At 61.8% G+C, this 19,586-nt stretch carries 15 protein-coding genes; 8 read left to right on the plus strand and 7 right to left on the minus strand.

The features are described 5' to 3' along the window. Positions 1–82 precede the first annotated feature (82 nt). Complete coding sequence (locus AC0NIE_RS18800) at positions 83–925, minus strand: helix-turn-helix domain-containing protein (RefSeq protein WP_473486588.1); 843 nt, start codon at positions 923–925, stop codon at positions 83–85. A 238-nt stretch (positions 926–1,163) separates the two neighbouring features. Here AC0NIE_RS18800 and AC0NIE_RS18805 point away from each other — a divergent pair, with 238 nt between their 5' ends. Together AC0NIE_RS18805 and AC0NIE_RS18810 are read left to right on the plus strand one after the other, a co-directional pair. Continuing rightward, positions 1,164–2,165, plus strand: coding sequence for a fatty acid desaturase (locus tag AC0NIE_RS18805; RefSeq protein WP_473486587.1), 1,002 nt, complete (start codon positions 1,164–1,166; stop codon positions 2,163–2,165). Between the two features lie 41 nt (positions 2,166–2,206). Continuing rightward, the gene (locus AC0NIE_RS18810; RefSeq protein ID WP_473486586.1) at positions 2,207–3,049 is read left to right on the plus strand and encodes a phosphate/phosphite/phosphonate ABC transporter substrate-binding protein; all 843 of its coding nucleotides are present in this window, start codon (positions 2,207–2,209) and stop codon (positions 3,047–3,049) included. Between the two features lie 6 nt (positions 3,050–3,055). Here AC0NIE_RS18810 and AC0NIE_RS18815 read toward each other — a convergent pair whose 3' ends face one another. The 4 genes from AC0NIE_RS18815 to AC0NIE_RS18830 all read right to left on the minus strand — a co-directional run bounded on the left by AC0NIE_RS18815 (position 3,056) and on the right by AC0NIE_RS18830 (position 10,515). Continuing rightward, positions 3,056–4,375: a M24 family metallopeptidase gene (locus AC0NIE_RS18815; RefSeq protein WP_473486631.1), complete on the minus strand. Its 1,320-nt coding sequence runs from the start codon at positions 4,373–4,375 to the stop codon at positions 3,056–3,058. Between the two features lie 25 nt (positions 4,376–4,400). Continuing rightward, positions 4,401–6,095, minus strand: coding sequence for an ArnT family glycosyltransferase (locus AC0NIE_RS18820; RefSeq protein ID WP_473486585.1), 1,695 nt, complete (start codon positions 6,093–6,095; stop codon positions 4,401–4,403). A gap of 90 nt (positions 6,096–6,185) precedes the next feature. After that, positions 6,186–8,759 (minus strand): GcvT family protein, encoded by a 2,574-nt coding sequence (locus AC0NIE_RS18825; protein ID WP_473486584.1) that lies wholly within the window; start codon positions 8,757–8,759, stop codon positions 6,186–6,188. 178 nt (positions 8,760–8,937) lie between these two features. Further along, a complete protein-coding gene (locus AC0NIE_RS18830) occupies positions 8,938–10,515 on the minus strand; it encodes a trimethylamine methyltransferase family protein (protein WP_473486583.1) in 1,578 nt (525 codons plus the stop codon). 225 nt (positions 10,516–10,740) lie between these two features. Between AC0NIE_RS18830 and AC0NIE_RS18835 the strand changes: the two genes are divergently transcribed. Continuing rightward, on the plus strand, positions 10,741–12,609 hold the full coding sequence (locus AC0NIE_RS18835) for a phospholipase D-like domain-containing protein (RefSeq protein WP_473486582.1): 1,869 nt from the start codon (positions 10,741–10,743) through the stop codon (positions 12,607–12,609). 125 nt (positions 12,610–12,734) lie between these two features. After that, the gene (locus AC0NIE_RS18840; RefSeq protein WP_473486581.1) at positions 12,735–13,895 is read left to right on the plus strand and encodes an MFS transporter; all 1,161 of its coding nucleotides are present in this window, start codon (positions 12,735–12,737) and stop codon (positions 13,893–13,895) included. A 26-nt stretch (positions 13,896–13,921) separates the two neighbouring features. Here AC0NIE_RS18840 and AC0NIE_RS18845 read toward each other — a convergent pair whose 3' ends face one another. Further along, positions 13,922–14,458 (minus strand): hypothetical protein, encoded by a 537-nt coding sequence (locus tag AC0NIE_RS18845; protein WP_473486580.1) that lies wholly within the window; start codon positions 14,456–14,458, stop codon positions 13,922–13,924. 146 nt (positions 14,459–14,604) lie between these two features. On the opposite strand from AC0NIE_RS18845, the gene AC0NIE_RS18850 reads away from it, so the two are divergent. From AC0NIE_RS18850 to AC0NIE_RS18860, 3 genes are all read left to right on the plus strand, one after another. Further along, complete coding sequence (locus AC0NIE_RS18850) at positions 14,605–16,668, plus strand: prolyl oligopeptidase family serine peptidase (protein ID WP_473486579.1); 2,064 nt, start codon at positions 14,605–14,607, stop codon at positions 16,666–16,668. 241 nt (positions 16,669–16,909) lie between these two features. Then, complete coding sequence (locus tag AC0NIE_RS18855; RefSeq protein WP_473486578.1) at positions 16,910–18,289, plus strand: aspartate aminotransferase family protein; 1,380 nt, start codon at positions 16,910–16,912, stop codon at positions 18,287–18,289. Between the two features lie 47 nt (positions 18,290–18,336). Beyond that, a complete protein-coding gene (locus tag AC0NIE_RS18860) occupies positions 18,337–18,537 on the plus strand; it encodes a hypothetical protein (protein WP_473486577.1) in 201 nt (66 codons plus the stop codon). 107 nt (positions 18,538–18,644) lie between these two features. Here AC0NIE_RS18860 and AC0NIE_RS18865 read toward each other — a convergent pair whose 3' ends face one another. Next, on the minus strand, positions 18,645–19,091 hold the full coding sequence (locus AC0NIE_RS18865; RefSeq protein WP_095494557.1) for a winged helix-turn-helix transcriptional regulator: 447 nt from the start codon (positions 19,089–19,091) through the stop codon (positions 18,645–18,647). A gap of 144 nt (positions 19,092–19,235) precedes the next feature. Here AC0NIE_RS18865 and AC0NIE_RS18870 point away from each other — a divergent pair, with 144 nt between their 5' ends. Beyond that, a complete protein-coding gene (locus AC0NIE_RS18870; protein WP_473486576.1) occupies positions 19,236–19,532 on the plus strand; it encodes a YciI family protein in 297 nt (98 codons plus the stop codon). Positions 19,533–19,586: the final 54 nt, after the last annotated feature.

Here is a 19,586-nt window from a genome sequence, read left to right on the forward strand (position 1 = left end):
ACGCCTTCCGGGAATTCTTTGTCGAGATAAGGATATAAAGAAATCTTTATATGGCGTCAATGTCGGCGTGGTAAACAAGCCGTTAAAATCGCATTTCCGCCAGCCTTTGCGTGAAGCTGGCCGCCTCATGTGCGTTGATGTCGGCGGCGCGGATCAGATTGTCGAAATGGCTGGTCAGCGTGCGGACCGGCTGGGTCGCGTTCAGCACCAGATACATGTCGCCGACATAGATGGCGGCGCGATAAGGCCCAAAGATAGTGTAGGGGATCGAGTAGCGCATCCGGCCGTCATAGAGAAACAGGCGGAAGGTGGGATAAAGGTCGTCGAGCAGCGTCGCCATGTGAAGAAGCTGCTGGTGGCGGTCGGCCTCAGGGAAACGGTCCCAGACGCCCAGTCCGCGCGCAAAGATCTCCAGCGTGTGGCGCGGCATGCAGACTTCCATGTCGGTTTCCGGCCGCCGGTTGTAGTCGATGCGGTACTGCGTCTCACCGGCCTGCGCCTCGCGGCTCTTGTTGGCAATACCAGCCTCGTAGTCGACAAGCGCCTCGGTGCGCAGAAGATCGGGAATGCCGGCGGGCACGTAACGGATCTTCGTGCCCGCAGCCTCGGCATGCCATTTGGCCAGCAGCGTGCGGTCGAAGCCGTCGGGCGCTTCCTCGATCTCCAGGCTCTCGCGGATTTCGCCGGTGACGCCTTCGTCCTGGCTGAGGCCGAGCAGCCAGTCGAGCGACACCTTGAATTCGGCGGCGATGTTGAGCAGCGTTTCGGCGCGGGGAAGGCGTGTCGAGGCGCCGGACAGCAGCTGCGAAAGCGCCGAGCGATCGATGCCCACCGCCGTCGCGAAGGCGGACTGGTTCAAGTCGGATCGTGTCAGGAGCATTTTCAGGCGCTCCCGAAAGATCGTCGACAGGTCGCGTTTGTCCATATCGTCATTCCGGCCATTGGGAGGAAAAAATTCCGCCGAGTTCGCCAAAGTGGCACCTCAGGCGTAAATGAATCCGCCAGCTCGTTTACAATAAATAACATATGCGACTTAAAATGCGCAATCGCAACATTTTGTGCGCTTTGTCGCGTTGCAGCATGTCAACGCTCCTGACACAATACTGTCAGGAATCAAAAACGGTTCCGGCGACTGGAAGGGCAGTGGTCGATCCATGACGAGAATGAATAACAGACGACGCAATGCACCGGCCATCGAATGGCCGACCGTGTTTCTCGCGTTCTTCTGTTACGGCACATGGCTCGCAGCCGGCCTGTTCCTGTGGCCGTCCTATCCGTTGCTGGCGCTCGTCGTTCTGGCCTTGATGGCTGCGCTGCAATCCTCGCTGGCGCACGAAGTCCTGCACGGCCATCCGACCCGCAATGCGCAGCTCAACGAAGCTATCGTCTTCCTGCCGATCGGCCTCGTCTGGCCGTTCCGCCGGTTCAAGACCATTCATCTGCGCCACCATGCCGACGAACGGTTGACCGATCCGCTTGACGATCCTGAAAGCTACTACAAGGCGCTGTGGCACCATGACGAATTGCCGCCGGCGATGAAGTTCCTGCTGAAAATCAACAACACCATGATCGGCCGCCTTATTCTCGGCCCGTGGCTGTCGTGCACCGGCTTCTTCATCGACGATGCCAAGCAGATGCTTGCCGGCGACAAGGTGATCCGCAAGGCATGGCTGCTGCACGCCATCGGCCTCGCCGTGGTGCTGCCGGTCGTGCAGTTCGGCTTCGGCATCCCGCTGTGGCTCTACGTGCTAGTGCCGGTGTGGCTCGGCCAGTCGCTGATCTCGATCCGTACCTTCGCCGAGCATCAATGGTCGGAGCATCCGGAAGGCCGAACGGTGATTGTCGAGCGTTCGCCGCTGTCGTTGCTGTTCCTCAACAACAATCTGCATTTCGTGCATCACAAGAGCCCGACGGTGGCTTGGTACCGGCTGCCGAAGTTGTTTCGCGAGCGCCGTGACGAGTGGCTACGAATGAACAATGGCTACGCCTATCCAAACTATTTCGCGCTGCTCAAGGCTTATGCGTTCAAGGCGAAGGAGCCGATCGTCCACCCGGTGCTGCGGCGCACGCCGGAACCGGGCCGGGCGTTCAAGCCGCGCGTCAGGGCGCGCAGCCTCAATGGGCTTGGCAGTGCGCCGGTGCCCGCCGAGCCGCCGAAAGAATGAATTTTGCGGCATCGCCGGCGGCGATGCCCAGGTGCGCGTCAATGGTCTCGTCAGTTTCTCAGCGTAGCGACCAAAATCCCGGCACGAGCGATTTCGTTGCCGCCTTGCCGATGTATGACTGGCCCGAAATGCGGAGCGAGGTCGATGCCCAATGGGCACGGCTGCGTGATGCCTTCCGGCAAAGAGGCATCGACGCGCCGCAGACCATCGCTCGCGTCAATGCCGATCTGTGGCCTGTAGACGGCGGCATCCGTGACGCCGCCGGAAAGGTGATCGCGCCCGATCCGGCGACGCTGCCGCCGGACGAGCTGGATTTTCACGGGCTTTGGCTGCATCCGGCGCTGCTGTTCGCACAGACCTGCTGGGGGCCGATGGAACTCGGCCTGTCGGAGCATGTCCAGGTGGTCGGCCAGCCGAGCTACGACGCATACGAGGGCGGGCAGGGCGAACTCTATTCGAGCGCCATCGTGATGCGCGCGGACGGCTCGCCGTCTGTTCGAGCACCTGATGACGGCAGCCCTCTTGTTTCTTTCGACCTGCTGCGCAACATGCGCTTCACCTTCAACCACTCCGATTCGATGTCGGGCTTCGTCGGGCTGACGCGTGACCTGGAGGCGCTGGGCGAAAGCCTGAACATCTTCTCTGAGCGCAGCGAAAGCGGTGGCCACCGCGCCTCGATCGTCGCCATTGCCGAGGGCAAGGCCGATGTCGCGGCCATCGACTGCCAGAGCTGGGCGCTGGCGCGGCGCTTCGAGCCTGCGGCACAGAAGGTAGCGGCCGTTGGCTGGACAAGGCGGCGCAAGGGCCTGCCGTTCATCACTGCCAGAGCGACACCGGAAAAGATCGTGGTGGCGCTGCGTGAGGCAGTCGCGGCGATCGCATAAAAACAGTCAGCCGCCGAGCAGCCGCTCGTCGAGCGGATAGGTCGAAAGCTGCTCGTTGCCGGTTTCGGTGATCAGGATCTGCTCCTCGATCTTGACGCCCTCGCGTCCGCCAAGCCGGCCGATATAGCTTTCGACGCAAAGCACCATGCCTGACACGAGCACGCCGTCGGGCGTGTCTTCAGTCCAGTCGATCGCATGCGGCAGCGTCGGGTATTCGTCGGCCAGGCCGACGCCGTGATAGAGCACGCCGTAGCGCGCCGGGAAGCAATCTCCGGGCGGCATCGCCGAGCGTTCGACAAGGTCGCGGAAGGATATGCCCGGCTGCATCAGGCGGATGTTGTGGGCGATCTGGTCGGCGGCGATGCGAAACAGGTCGCGTTGCTCGTTGGACGGCTCGGTGTCGCCGCAGAGCCAGGTGCGCGACAGGTCGGCGCAGAAACCGTAGGGGCCGATCAGGTCGGTATCGAAAGCGACGAGATCGCCGGCTTCGATCGTTCGCGACGAGCATTCCTGGAACCAGGGATTGGTGCGCGGGCCGGACGTCAGGAGCCGGGTTTCGACCCATTCGCCGCCACGCGCGATGTTGCCGCGGTGGAGTTCGGCCCACAGTTCGTTTTCGGAAATGCCTGGCCTCAATGCTGCTTCCATCTCGCCCATTGCCGCCTGGCAAGCGACGATCGACCGGCGCATGGCCAGGATTTCGTCGGGCGATTTGATCAGACGTGCATTTTCCATCAGCGCTTCGCCATTGCCGATCGAGATGCCGAGGCGGGCGAGCTCTTCGACGCCCTCGGGATTGATGTGATCGACGGCGATGCGGCTGATACCGCCGCCATGCTCCCTCACCAGATCGGCAATGCCGGCCGCCCAGCGGCGGACCTTTTGCTCGGTCAGTTCGCCGCTGTAGAGATACATCCACGACACTGCCGGCCGCACCTCGTCGACCACGCCGGAGTGGTCGGAAAGGTGCTCGCAGGAAAAATAGTCGAACAGCACCACCGGGCCTTCGGTGGCAACGAAACAATGCCTTGTCGGATTGTGCGCGACCCAGAGCTGCATATTGGTCGAGTCGGTCGCGTAGCGGATATTGATCGGATCGTAGAACAGGGCCCCCGCATAGTCGCGGCGCTTCAGCTCGGCGCGGATGCGGTCGAGCCGGTACTGACGCATGGCGGGCAGGTCGGGGGCGGCAATGCCGGCGGCGTGCCACTCGGCTTCCGCCAGTGCGCCGAAGCCCAGCACATGCTGGTTGAGCTCAGCGGCCTTCCGCCGCGACTTCAGGCGCAACGCATCGATGGAGCCTGCTTCGTCCGGCTCGAACGGCATGATCCTGCGGTGACGAGGAGGCCGATCAGTCGGGTTCCTGTCCACCCTCGGCTCCTTTGCTAACGCCTTCCTCGGGCGCTGTGGCTTTTTCCGCAGCCGCTCTCTTCAATCTTATATACGCGCCGGGCCGGGCAGACTTGTCGGTGCTAGGCAATAGGGGAACCATGATTTGCCTTGGTTGGCCGTCCGGCTCATGGCCGGCTTTTTTGAGCTGATCCAGAATGACCGGCCGCGGATCGTCGCGGTCGAGCCAGACGAGTACGGCCGGCTCTTGCACCAGCCTGTCGAAATTCGGCACTTCCTGGTTAAGCGCGACCAATTTTTCGTCGACCAGCCGCAGATTTCCGACCCATGCACCGTCGGATATTGCGGTTTTCACCGGCCCGTCAGCAGTCAGCTGGCGATACAGGGCCGGGTAATCCACCCGGATCATCCGCGAGAGACCACTGGTCCCGTTTATCTGGAAGTACCAAGTGGCGGGCGCGAGCAGAACGGCGATGATCGCTCCGGCCGCGATCACCAGGAGCTGGGCGTCCCTGCCGCGTGGTGAGAGCCGTTCCATGTAGGCGGCCGTCGCCAGTGGCAAGATGACCAGGACCGGCACCAGCCAACGGGCCTTGACCTCCGTCACGCCGGTGGCCACCACAAGTATCGCCAGCATGGCCAAGCCGAGCGCCAAGGTACGCCACAAGAGAACTTCCCTGGCCGGAGCCTTGGGGGGACGCTCAGAGAAACGGAACCCCACCAGCGCGAAAGCCAGCGCGGAAACGAGCGCCGGCAAGACAGCGAAATTGAAGGTCCCCATGATAAACTTGCCGGCGCCGATGGCCGTGGCCGTCATGCGCCCCTGCTGTAGGTCTATTCCGAACTTCTCGCCTCTCGCCAGCAAATCGGCAGGATGCATGAGGCTCCAATATGTGGTTGGCGCCAGCACCAATATCGCGACGGCAACGCTGATTGCGAATTTCGGATCGAGGATCGCGCCGCGCAACTCGCGCAGCGACAACACCGCCGCAACAAGCGCTACCACCAGGAATACGTCGTTGTATTTGGCAAGAATTGCCGCAGCCGTTGCCAAGCCAAACATCGCATAGGCGATCACGCTTCGCCGCTCGATCAGATTAGCCATCGCGAGCAGCAGCAGCGCGCAGAAGGCGACAACGGCGACCGAATGCGACAAGGCGCGCTGTGATTCCCAGGCGATTTGCGGGATTGTGAAAAGTCCCAGCATGGCCGCCGCTGCCGTCGCTTTCGTGTAGCCGAACTGCCGCATGGCGGCGAACACACTGCAGGCGGCGAGGAACAGCACGGAGTATTTGACGAGCTTCAGCGTGAAAATACTGGTGCCGAAAATTTGCGCGGCCAGCCAGTTGATCCATGTGTAGAGAGGTGGTTGCGAGCCGCCATATCCAGCCCAAAGATAGGGAAGATAAATCAGTTGCTCCGCGTCATCGACGCCGACGCCAGTTCCTGCCCAAGTGGCCAGAACGGACAATATGATGGTTTGCAAGGCCAAGTAAGCGGCGACCATGACAATCGCCGCCGGGAAGGGGCCGATTCTGCTCTCGGCAAGCCATTCGTCCCATTTCATCGAATACTTCAACGAGTTCTCATCTCCCGTGCCAGTTGCCGCCGGCTCCGCTAGCATGAAGACCATGCCCCGCACAATGTGGCAGCCCTGATCGCTGCCGGAGCGGCGGGCAGGCAAGTCGAATCGCACCGTCGCTCTCTCTTTTGTTCTAGCATCGGATTTCCCAAATCGGTCCCACCCCCGGGTCAAGCGCGAGGGCTGGCCTTTGGGTCCGGTGCTCTAGGTCCGCATCTTCTCGCCGCTCGGGTCGAAGGGCGGCTCGACATTGATGCGGGCTGGCCGCCGGTGTCCGAGGATTTCGATCTCGAACAGTCCGGCGCTCTCGTTCTCGGCCAAGGCGGCCGGCACATAGCCTTGCGCCATCGATTTCCGGACGTAATGCGCATAGCCGCCGGAGGTGATCCAGCCAACCACGCGCCAGTCGCCGTCGACAATGCCGCGCACGGCCGAGGCGCCTTCCGCGGCCATGGAGCCGCGCACTTCCTTGCCTGATATATCGAAGCGCGGCGCGCCATAGCCATGCGGCTTTTCCACCGTGCCAAAATCCTTGCCGCCGACCTTGGCCCAGATTGGCTCGTCGCCCATCACGTCAGCATCCGCGGCATCTACGATGAACGAGACACGGCGCAGTTTCGGCCCTTCTGCCTGTTCCTTGGCCGCCGCTTCGCGTCCGATGAAATCGTTCTTCTCGAGCTTGATAAAGCGATCCATTGCTCCTTCGAACGGCCCGTAGATCGGGCGCAGCTCGCGAAACCAGGTCGGAAAATTCTTTTCCAGGCGCATCGAGAGCAAGGCGCGCATGCCGAAATCGACGAGGCCAAACTCTGCACCGGCATCCTTGATCGCCTTATAGACAAGGCGCTGGTAGGCCGGCGCCATCCAGATCTCGTAGCCGAGATCGCCGGTATAGGTGATGCGATTGACCATGCAGGGCGCGCCGCCGACCGCCATCTCGCGGAAATCCATGAAGCGGAAAGCCTTGGTCGAGACATCCACGTCAACAAGCTTCTGCAGCAGGTCGCGCGATCTCGGCCCGGCGATCGAGAGGCCGACAAGCGTCTGGTCGAAGCGGTGGATGCGGACGCTACCATCCCTCGGCAGGTGCTTCTCGAACCAGCGCATGTGATACTTCTGCGCCGCCGACGAGCTCCAGATCATGAAGCGCTCTTCACCAGCCTTGGCGATGGTGAAGTCGCCGATCAGCCTGCCGAACTCGTTCAGCATCGGGGTCAGCACGATGCGGCCGATCTTCGGCATGCGGTTGGTCATCAGCCGGTTGAGGAAATCTTCCGATCCCGGCCCGGACACTTCGTATTTGGCGAAGTTGGCGATCTCGGTGACGCCGACCTTCTCGCGGGTGGTGCGCACTTCCTCGCCGATCGGCCCGAAATCGTTGGAACGGTGGAACGAAACGATATCCTTCGGCTCCGTGCCTTTCGGCGCGAACCAGAGCGGGGTTTCGAGGCCCCACGAGTCGCCCATTACGGCATTGTTGGCCAGCATCGTGTCGTAGAGCGGCGTCGTCTGCGCCGGTCTGGCGGCCGGCAATTCCTCGTTGGGAAAGCGGATGGAAAAGCGGCGCGAATAGTTTTCGCGCACCTTGGCATTGGTGTAGCGCAGCGTCGCCCATTCGCCGAAGCGGGCGACGTCCATGCCCCAAACGTCGAAGCCGGGATCGCCATGGACCATCCAGTTCGACAATGCCAGCCCGACGCCGCCGCCCTGCGAGAAACCGGCCATGACGGCGCAGGCGCACCAGAAATTGGTCAGGCCCTGCACCGGGCCAACCAGCGGATTGCCGTCGAGCGCGAAGGTGAAGGGACCGTTGATGATCTGCTTGATGCCGGCCTTCTCGATGCCGGGAAAATGCTTGAAGCCGATCTCCAGCGACGGCGCGATGCGGTCGATGTCGGGCTGCAGCAATTCGTGGCCGAAATCCCACGGCGTGTTGACCGGAGACCACGGCTTGCAGGCTTTTTCATAGGTGCCGAGCAGGATGCCGTTGCGTTCCTGGCGGGTGTAGATCTCGCCCTTGAAGTCCATAACGCCGATCATTTCGCGGCCGGTCGACTTGTTGAATTCTTCGACCTCCGGCATCGGCTCGGTCAAAAGGTACATATGCTCCATGGCAAGCAGCGGCAGCTCGACCCCGACCATGCGGCCGATCTCGCGCGCCCACAGGCCGCCGCAGTTGACGACGTGGTCAGCCTTGACCGTGCCTTGTTCGGTAGCGACGTTCCAGGTGCCGTCGACCTCCTGCGTCAGCTCGACGACGCGGTTGCGCAGCACGATCTCGGCGCCGATCTTCCTGGCGGCCTTGGCGTAGGCGTGGGTGGTGCCGGAAGGGTCGAGATGGCCTTCGACCGGATCCCACATGGCGCCGACGAAATTCGTCTCGTCCATCAGCGGGAACATCGCCTTGGCCTCGGACGGCGTGATCAGCTCGGTATCCATGCCGAGATAGCGGCCCTTGGCGTGGGCAAGGCGCAAAAAATCCATGCGCTCGGGTGTGTCGGCCATCATCACGCCGCCCGTCAGGTGCAGCGAACACGACTGGCCGGAAAGCTCTTCGATCTCCTTGTAGAGCTGCACCGTATAGGCCTGCAGTTTGGCCACGTTGGGATCGCCGTTGAGCGTATGGAAGCCGCCCGCCGCATGCCAGGACGAGCCGGAGGTGAGCTCCGAACGCTCGATCAGCACGATGTCGGTCCAGCCGGCCTTGGCCAGATGGTAGAGCACCGAGCAGCCGACGACGCCGCCGCCGATGACAACCGCTTTTGCATGAGATTTCATGAAGATAGTTCCGTTTTTGAAGAGATTGAATCGAGTGAGCGGGGCCTGAAAACAAAGCGGAGAAGGGCGCCGGCTGGAATAATCTCACGCCCTTCCTCTACCCCGTCGAACGGAGGAAAGGTGTCGAGCGAAGCTCGACGGAGTGGGGGTCGACTGTTCATCAAACCAATACAGATGGTCAAAAATCGGTCGGCGCGCCGCCTTCGGACCGGCGTTTGTCGACGAAGGCGTTGATCTCCTCGCGGATAGCCGGGTCCATGTAGGGCTCTTCATAAGTAGCCAGCCGCTCCTTCCACACCCGGTTGGCTTTTTCGATAGCCGTCGGCGATCCGGCTTCCGCCCAGGTCTCGAAATTGCGCCAGTCGGAGATGATAGGCGAATAGAAAGCGGTCTTGTAGCGGTCCTGGGTATGCTGGGTGCCGAAGAAGTGGCCGCCCGGACCGACGGACTGGATGGCGTCGAAGCCGAGGGCCTCCTCGGAGAGGTCGAGCGGGGTCAGGAACTCGGCCACCATCTGCAGCAGATCGATGTCCAGGATGGTCTTCTCGTAGGAGCAGCGCAGGCCGCCTTCCAGCCAGCCGGCCGCATGCATCATCAGATTGCCGCCGCCCTGGATGGCGCCCCACAGCGAGAACACGCTTTCATAGGCCGCCTGCGCGTCGACCGTGTTGGCGGCGCAGGTGTTGGAGGTGCGGTAGGGGATGTTGTAGCGGCGGGCGAGTTGGCCGCCGACCAATTGCGCCTTCATGTATTCCGGCGTGCCGAAGGCCGGCGCGCCGGACTTCATGTCGACGTTGGAGGTGAAGCCGCCATAGCCGACTGGCGCGCCCTTGCGCACCATCTGGGCGAAGGCAATGCCGGACAGCGCTTCGGCATTCTGCTGCACCAGCGCGCCGGCGATGGTCACCGGCGCCATGGCGCCCGACAGGGTGAACGGCGTCACGATGACGACCTGGCCCTTGCTCGACATCTGGATGATACCTTCCATCATCGGCACGTCGAGCTTGAGCGGCGAATTGGTGTTGATGATGGTGAACACCGACGGCTCTTCAAGAAGCTGTTCGTCGCTGATGCCGCGCGCGATCCTGGTGATCTCGATGCCGTCGACATTGCGCTCCTTGCCGAGCGAATAGATGTGGAACACCTTGTCGGTGAGCACGCTCAGATCGCGGATGCATTCGAGGTGGCGGACGGACGGATGGATATCGATCGGCTCGACCGGATAACCGCCCGTGCAATTGAGGATGTTGTGCATCTGCGCAAGCTTGAGGAAGTTGCGATAGTCCTGCTGGTTGCCCGGCCGGCGGCCGCGATCGATGTCGGAACAATTGGGCGCCGACGCCATCATCGAGATGATCAGGTTGTCGCCGCCGAAGCGGACATTGTGCGCCGGATTACGAGCATGGATGGTGAATTCCGACGGGCAGTGGGAAACCAGCTCGAGGATCATGTCGCTGTCGAAGCGCACCCGCTCGCTGCCTTCGCGGACATCCGCGCCATGCGCCTTCATGATGCGCCTTGCCTCGTCGTGCAGCACGTCGACACCGATTTCCCTGAGAACACGCAGCGAGGCGAGATGGATCGATTCCAGCTCGTCGTCGGAGACCAGCTTGGTCGGCGTCAGCGGGATTTTCAGCTGACGGAAAGGCGGCTGCTCGAACGCCGCCGATCCGCCGGCGCGCTTTCCCGCGCGACCGCCGCGACGGGCGCGGTCGTTTGCCAATGTCGGCTCGGCGGGATGAAGGGCGGCGGTCATGATAGTCCTCGTACGCTGCGACAGTGCGGCGGCATAATGGACCGCCGGCCGCCCCGCCATTGCGGAGGCGGCGACCACTAGGACGAGGGAAGCGACATGGACGTTCGCCAGCCGGACGACCAGGCGAAACCAGGTCTGGCCCGAACTGTGAAACGTGTCACGTTGCGATCACGTCATATGAAATAAGTACATTGAATGAAACCGGTCCTGAGGGAGACTGTCTCCATGTCGGATGTTGTCAGCGTGCGTGCTGCGACCAACAATGAAGTCGCCTTCATTGCCTGGGATATTGACGGAATGATCGACGGCTGTCTCGGCTTCGAAATCGTCCGCATCTATCCCGGCACCGGCGAGGAACGCTGTCTGGCGTCCTGGGTGCCTTTCAATGGGCAACGCAACAAGGACTGGATTCCGCAGGATACCGGCGTCTGGCCGGTGCAGAAGACATTCTGGCGCGATCTTACGGTGCGGCGGCGCCGTGACAGCCTTGACATCAGGCCGGATGGCGAAATGGTCGCCTACCGGGTGCGTCCGGTCGGCGACATGCGCCCCGGCCTCGATCCGGTGCCGGTGCGCCCCGAGAAAGCCTATACCGGAGCGGCTCGGCCGCTCGGCTATCTCGGACAAGGTGCCGTCAGCCCGACCATCTTCCTGGGATCGATGTTCGGCAAGGCGAGGCTCGCCTTCACCAACGGCGTGCTCTCGACGCAATGGTTGTCGCGCGCCCTGGAAGATGCCGGCATCAAAGTCGGGCAGCGCGATAAGATCAGGGCCGAGCTTCAGCGTCCCGGCAGCAAGATACGCGCCTATCTTCACGGCGAGGTTCCGGATGTGCTCACCAGCCTGATGAAACGGGCCAAGGCCGAGGGCGGCACCGTCAGGCTTGCCCTCTATGAACTTGGCGATGACGAGTTGTGCGACGCTATCATCGACGCCAAGGATGTCGTCGACGTCATCCTTTCGAATTCGGGCAGGGATGAACAAACGAAGGCGTGGGACGCAGGCAACGCGCCCTTCAGAAAGCGGCTGCGGGACGCCGGCGTCGTGCTGACCGATCGTCTGTTCAACAACAACCATATCGGCCACAACAAGTTTGCCGTCTACCGCGACGCCCAGGGCAATCCGCAAGCGGTCATGACCGGCAGCACCAATTGGACGTCGACGGGCATTTGCGGACAGTCCAACAACGCCTTCATCCGCGACGACCCTGCCATGGCCAAAGTGTTCGATGCCTATTGGGAGCGGATGAAGGCCGACGTGTTCCCGCCGCCGGCGAGCGATAGCGCCGCCGGACGTGTGGCGCAGAAGCAAGGCAAGCCGTTTCGCCTGAAGAATCGCACACCGCACCATGTCAATGGGACCACGATCTGGTTCTCGCCAAACGATCCCGACCGCAGCAAAAAGGACATCTCGGTGCGGCCTGTCGATCTCGAAGACGTTTTCGCACGGATCAAGGCGGCGAAGGAGGCGGTGCTCTTTCTCGTGTTCAATCCTTCGCGGCTTGGCAACAATTCGGTCGTCGATCAGGCGGTCGCGGCGGCGACGGCGAATCCAAAGCTGATCGTGCAAGGCGCAATCAGCGATCACACCGCCATGCCCAACTATGTTGCCCCGACCAGGGATCCAGTCACCGACAAATCGAACAAGGACGGCAAATCGCCGTTCGTCTTTCCGGAGAAGGTCTGGGAGGCGCCGAACGTCTCCATCGTCAGGGCGGCCAACCTGACGGGGACCTCCGTTGCGCGGGATTTCCAGGCGGAAGTGCTGACCGTCGGCCATGCGATCGTGCACGACAAGATCGTCATCATCGATCCGATGGCCGACAACGCGACCGTCATCGCCGGCAGCCACAACCTTGGCTACAAGGCGTCCTATGAAAACGACGAGAACATGGTGATTGTAGAAGGCGACAAGACGTTCGCTGCGGCCTTTGCGGTGCATATGCTCGACGTGTTCGACCACTACAAGTTCCGCGCCTGGCGCAGAACGATTGGAGAAGGACCGTCGGACAATGATGGGCTGTCCATCGACGACAAGTGGCTGAAGCCTTACGCGGAGGGCAGGAAGGGGGCGATTGCCCGGTATTTTCCGTAGTGGTCTGAATGGCGCCGGGACTCTTGAACAAGTCATGCTCTGGCTGGCGCAAGCGGTTCTTGCCGCCGGTGCTTCCCGGCACGGCGCCGAAACGCTAATCGTGCAGGTTCTTATTGGTGCGGATCATGGACCTGGCGGAACAGAACAGCGGCGAGACGATGCAGTGGGCGGCGATCACCGGCGTGATCGCCACCGTTTCGGTGTTCGCCATCGCGCAAGGGCTGAGCTATCCGCTGCTGAGCTTCATCCTGCAGCGCCAGGGCGTCTCGCCGGCCATGATCGGCCTTTCGGCGGCAATGACGCCGGTCGGCTTTATCGTCTCGTCGCCGCTCATCCCGGCGCTGGCGCGCCGGTTCGGGGCAGGGCGCACGGCGCTCACCTGCGCAGCGCTTTCCGCGATCATGCTGGCGCTGATCGGCTGGACGCAAAATGTCTATCTCTGGTTTCCGCTGCGCTTCCTGATCGGCGTGGTGACCAATCCACTCTATGTGCTGAGCGAGATCTGGGTGATCGCGCTGGCGCCACCCTTGCGCCGCGGCCGCGTGATGGGGATCTATTCCACGGTCATTTCGGCTGGCTTCGCCGCCGGCCCGCTGTGCCTGCTTGCCGTCGGCACCGAAGGATGGCCGCCGTTTCTCGTCGGCATCGCCGCATTCGTTTTTTGCGGCGCCTGCCTGGCGCTGGTGCTGCGACGGCTGCCGAAGGTCAATGAGGCCGGGCACCGGGTTTCGGTCATGGGGTTCATGCCGATGGCATGGCTGCTGCTGTCGGCGGTCGTCGTGGCCGCCGGTTTCGAACAGGCGGTGCTGGCGCTGCTGCCGGTCTACGGAGCGCATTATGGCATCGCGGAAACCCGCATGTCGGCGCTGCTGTCGATGATGATCGCCGGCAACATCGCCATGCAGGTGCCGCTCGGCCTGCTGGCGGAACGGCTGACGGCGCGTCTGGTCCGATTTATCTGTGTATCGCTAACGCTGCTCGGATGCGTGCTGCTGCCGGTTCTCATCGAGACGCCGCTGATCTGGCCATGCGTCTTTATCTGGGGTGCAGTCTCCTACGGCATCTACACGATGTCGATCATCGAGCTTGGCGAGCGGTTCACCGGCTCGGCGCTGGTCGCCGGCAATGCCGCCTTCTCGCTGATGTGGGGCGTCGGCGGCATCGCCGTGCCGCCGCTGGCGGGCGGCGCCATGGATATTCTCGGTGCGGACGGCCTGCCGATCACGCTTGGCGCGATTTGCCTGGCGTTGGCGGTTGCCACGGTTTTGCGTCGGCGGACGGCGTGAGGCATCTATCGGCGCAGTGCAGTCGCTTAATTGCCCTGCCGTCTGAAAACAGCCCAGAGGTCACAGTCGGCATGATGTTCTTCGGGGTGCATTTCATGCAGCAAATCCCGAATTTCGGCCGCGCGATCAAAGTCATCTATCAGCCCGACACTGGAAAGTTCTGCATTTGCAAACACGTCGGGGAATCCGCCGCAATTGGTCAATGCGCTGATGCTGACGTCCTTGTCCAGCAACTCGTAGCCCATGAAGGCAAACCCGTCCCAATCAAGCGAGCGCACATCGACCGTTGGCCTCCGGATCACGCCAAGGATGTTGAGGTTGCCCGTATCGGCCAGTTCCGAAAGAAGGAAATCCAGGTCCAAGAAGAAATTGAGCATATTGTCTTCTTGAACAATATGCGGCCAGTGGCTCTCCTTGGTCTCTGGGAGCGCGAACGGGCACAGCATTCCGTCGAGCGTGACGACCTCGGTCAACTGGCTGAGGCCTGACCACTCGATGTAGTTCCTCCATTCGGTACCATCGGAAGGGCCAAATCTCTCAGTCGCGATGTAGAGACGTTGCATGAAGTTTCCCTTGCCGTCCGCACTGAAGGCTTGGCTATCGCAACTGCGGAGATCCGTCGATTTTACGTGTTCCAATTGAATGTTGATAGCGCCATGCCGATGTTTGCGGCACCGAACTTGACCAATTTATCGGAGACCATTTGACGATGTCGAACACAAAGACGCAGCCGAATTCGGCGGACGAAGATCCCTTTCTCTGGCTGGAGGACAGGACAGGCAAGCAAGCGCTCGACTGGGTTCACCGTCAGAACGAGGCTACAACAGGTGAATTGCAGGGCGATCCGTCCTACCAGGCCTACTTCCAAACCGCACTCGACCTGATGACCGCCGAAGACAACATTGCGGTCGGCTCCGCGCTCAACGGCCACGTCTATAATTTCTGGCAGGACAAGACCAATGTGCTCGGCCTCTGGCGGCGCACGACGGTCGCTTCCTACAAGACCGAGAAGCCGGATTGGGAGACGATCATCGACTTCGACAGTCTGTCCGCGAAAGAGGGCGTGAAATGGGTGTTCAGCGGCGCCAGCCGGCTTTACCCCGACTTCAGCCGCTGCCTGCTCAGCCTGTCGCCGGACGGCGGCGACGCCAGTGAGATGCGCGAATTCGACATCGACACCAAGTCCTTTGTCGAGGGCGGCTTTCGCGCGCCCGCCTCGAAGTCGGGCTTCAACTGGCTGGACAAGGACACGGTCATCGTCTCGGCTGCCTTCGAAGAGGACGAAAAAACCCAGTCCGGTTATCCGCGCGTGGTCAAGCTGTGGCAGCGCGGCACCAGGCTGGAGGATGCGACGCCGATCTTCGAGGCGCAGAAGCAGGATCTCGCCGCCGGCGGTTCCCTCGAATTCGACGGCGACAAGCGGCATCTGTTCCTGACCCGGACGCTCGACTTCTTTGCCTCGCACAGCTTTCTGCGTCGGCCTTCCGGCGAAAACAGGCGCATCCCGCTGCCGGACGACATCACCGACACGATGCTGTTCAGGGATCAGCTCGTCTTCGGGGTGCGCAGTCCGTGGACGGCGCCGGATGCCACGCTGTGCCGACCCGACGGCCTCTATTCGCTGGATTTCGCGCGCTGGATCGAAACCAATGCGCTGGGACCTGTCGAAACCGTGCTCGAACCGGCGGATCGTGTTTCGATCGCCGGCGTCGCCCGCACGCAAGACCGGTTGTTCATCAACCTGATGGACAATGTGCGCGGCAAGGTCGTCGCCTGCGACCGCAGCGGCAGCGGCTGGTCACTGGAGCCGGTAGCCTTACCTGAAAACGGCAATGTCGGCATCAGCCACGCCGAGCGTTTCGGCTCCAGCGTCTCCTTCTCCTTCACCGACTTCCTGACGCCGAGCTCGATCATCTGGTCGGATGACAATGCTGCGACGCTGGCAACGGTGAAATCGCAGCCGGAGCGTTTCGACGCGTCGTCCCTGGTCTCGGAACAGTTCGAGGCACGCTCGAAAGACGGCACAGAGATCCCTTACTTCGTCGTCAGGCGGCGCGATCAGAACGGGCCGGTGCCGACGCTGCTTTACGGTTATGGCGGCTTCGAAGTGCCGCTGCTGCCAGGCTATGCCGGCGTGCGCGGTCGGCTGTGGCTGGAAAAAGGCAATGCCTATGTGCAGGCCAATATCCGCGGCGGCGGCGAGTTCGGCCCGAACTGGCACCAGGCCGCGCTCAAGGCCAATCGCCAGAATGCCTTCGACGACTTTATAGCGGTCGCGCAAGACCTGGTGAAACGCGGCATCGCCACGCCGGCCACGCTTGGCATCCAGGGCGGCTCGAATGGCGGCCTGCTGACCGGCGTTTCGCTGACCCAGCATCCGGAGCTTTTCGGTGCGGTGATCATCGACGTGCCGCTGCTCGACATGCTGCGCTATACCGAGCTGCCGCCTGGGGCATCCTGGATGGCCGAGTATGGCGATCCAGCAAAGCCTGAAGAGGCCGAATGGCTTGCCGCTTACTCGCCTTATCAGCATGTCGAGGCCGATGCTGCCTATCCGCCTGTGCTGCTGACCACCTCGACCGCCGACGACCGGGTCCATCCCGGCCATGCGCGCAAGATGGCCGGGCGGCTGCAGGCTGTCGGCCACACGAAGACGCTATTCTTCGAAGAGACCGAGGGCGGCCATGGCGGGCGCGGCGATCGCCGGCCGCAAGCGGCACAGGCGGCGATGAAGTATGTCTTCCTGCAACGGACGCTGAACGGAACGGCTTGAACGGAACGGCTTGAACTGATCGCATCAGACCGCCTAAGGTGCAGCCCATGGCTCGGGTGAGGACATGTTGCGCATTTGGGGTGGCGGTGACGCCGTCGCCGCGCACGCTTCGCGCCGAGCTTTTGCGGCTTTGCGCCCGCATCGGCTATTCGCCGCCCGCCTTCCTCTGACGAATCCGCCCCCGCTGCAATTGCTGGATTGATCTGCAATTGCCGGATTGGTTCAAGAGGAAAGATCAGACATGACCTACCAGAATTATTCGCTGAAGCAGCTTCAGCAGATCGATGCTGCGCATCACCTTCATCCGTTTACCGACCACAAGGAGATGCGCGAGGCCGGCTCACGCATCATCACCCACGCCAACGGGCCGTTCATCTACGATTCCGAAGGGACGGAAATCCTCGACGGCATGGCCGGGCTGTGGTGTGTCAACATCGGTTACGGCCGCGATGAGCTGGCCGACGCGGCTTACGCCCAGATGAAGGAACTGCCTTACTATAACTCTTTCTTCAAATGCTCGACCCCGACGCCGGTGCTGCTGGCCAAAAAGCTGGCGGAACTGGCGCCGAAGCACGTCAACCAGGTGTTCTTCGGCTCGTCCGGTTCGGAGGCCAACGACACGGCGCTGCGCCTTGTCCGCCACTATTGGGCATTGGAAGGCAAGCCGGAGAAGAACCGCATCATCTCGCGCAAGACAGCCTATCATGGCTCGACCATCGCCGGTGCGTCGCTGGGCGGCATGGAGCCGATGCACAAGCAGCTCAACGGTGCGGTTCCCAACATCGTCCATGTGATGATGCCGTATGCCTACGAGCTGGCTCTGCCCGGCGAAAGCGACCATGATTTCGGCCTGCGCGCGGCCAAGGCCGTTGAGGACGCCATCCTCGAAGCCGGCGCCGACAAGGTCGCCGCCTTCATCGGCGAGCCGGTGATGGGGGCAGGCGGCGTGAAGATACCGCCGATGAGCTATTGGCCGGAAGTGCAGCGCATCTGCCGCAAATACGATGTCCTGCTGATGCTGGACGAGGTTATCACCGGCTATGGCCGCACCGGCGAGTGGTTCGCGGCTCAGACCTTCAGCATCGAGCCGGATACCATCACCACCGCCAAGGCGCTGACCTCCGGTTATCAGCCGCTGTCGGCGCTGCTGGTCGGTGACCGCATCGCCGCGACGCTGGTCGAGAAGGGCGGCGAGTTCAATCATGGCTATACTTATGCCGGCCACCCCGTGGCCTGCGCCGTGGCGCTGAAGAACCTCGAGATCATCGAGCGGGAAGGTTTGGTCGATCGGGTCAAGAACGACACCGGACCCTATTTCGCCAAGGCGCTGCAGGAGCACATCGGCGGTCACGATCTGGTCGGCGAGGTGCGCTCGATCGGGCTGATGGGGGCGATCGAGATCGTTAGGGACAGGGCGACCAAGGAGCGCTTCCTGCCGGCCGGGAGTGCGGCAGTGCTTGTCCGCGATCACGCAATTGTCCAAGGCATGATGCTGCGCGCCACCGGCGACACGATGATCCTGTCGCCGCCGTTGATCTGGACGCGTGAGACGATCGACATGGCCTGCGGCCGTATCGCCAAGGCGCTTGATCTGGCGCAAGCGGATATGCGCAAGCAATAAGATAGAACGATCGCCGGGCGTCCTGCAACCGGACGCCCGGCGTTTGAATGCCGCATTCTGCCGAAGCTCGCCAGGCGAGGATCGGCCGTGAAGGCGGCAATCAGGTCTCCTACACCCTGAAATATTCGATGGTCATGGACGGCCACATCAATCTAGTACGCGCCGTGTCGGTCCTGCCCCAGGTCGCCTCCTTGTCCTACGACTACCAGCCGGAGGGGCCGGTCACCAAGGCCGCTACGAAGACATAGTGGCAGCGATCGCCGAGCAAATGATCGAGGACGTGGACAAGGTCTACATCGACTGCGCCGGTGGGGGCGTGTCCCAAGTGATCAGAAGGGCCGATAGACCGCGCTACTTACTCGTTGGTTGTGGACTTGGGCATAACAATCTGAATGGGACGGGTGCCGATCGGCGCTCCGGTCGAACGGTCGATGCTAATCGGGTCGATTTCGGATCCTGTCTCTGCGTCAAAGAACCGGGTGAAATTGCCTCCACCGCGGTGCTTGCCTCCCCAAGCGACGAGTGAGAACAGCACTGGAAGCAGATCCTGACCAGCCTGCGTCAACACGTATTCATCGCGCGGCGGCCGCTCGGAGTATCGCCGTCTCTCCAGCAGCCCTTCCTCCGTCAGGGCTGCCAACCGGCTGGTCAGCATCGTCGGGGCTATACCGAGGCTCTTGCGGAATTCGTCGAAACGACTGAGCCCGGCATGCGCATCGCGCATGATCAGCATGCTCCATGCATCCCCTACCAAGGCAAGACTGCGAGCGATCAGACAGGGTTGGTTCGAAAGATCCTTCATGTTGATATCTTTTTGATAGTGATTTACTCCTAAAATGATAGTATCTGATCGCTCGTCGACGTTCCATCAAAAAATGAATGCGAAGGCCGGCGGCGACGCGATCGCCAAGGCAAGCAGGCAAATGGATTTAAATCGGAGCTCAAAATGAAGTGTTACCTGTGCAAGTATATTCCGCCGCGCACCGACTTTCTCGCGACCATGACTGACGAAGAGCGAGAGTGGATGAAGCAGCATGGAGCCTTTTTGGACGATCTGCTCGATCGTGGGCTGATCGTCGCACACGGCCCCGTAATGGATCCGAGTGGCGGCTATGGCGTGTCGCTGTACAGGATCGCCGATGATCAAAACATCCAGGCGATAACCTCAGAGGACCCCATCGTAAGAAATGGCGCCGGCCATTATGAGCATCATCCGATGCTTCATTTGAGCGTGCGTAGCTGACACTGCCATCGGCTTAAGCGCCGGCAGAGACGCCCAGGAACTTTTTTTCTTGGG

The sequence above is a fragment of the Mesorhizobium sp. WSM4842 genome, assembly GCF_055901575.1.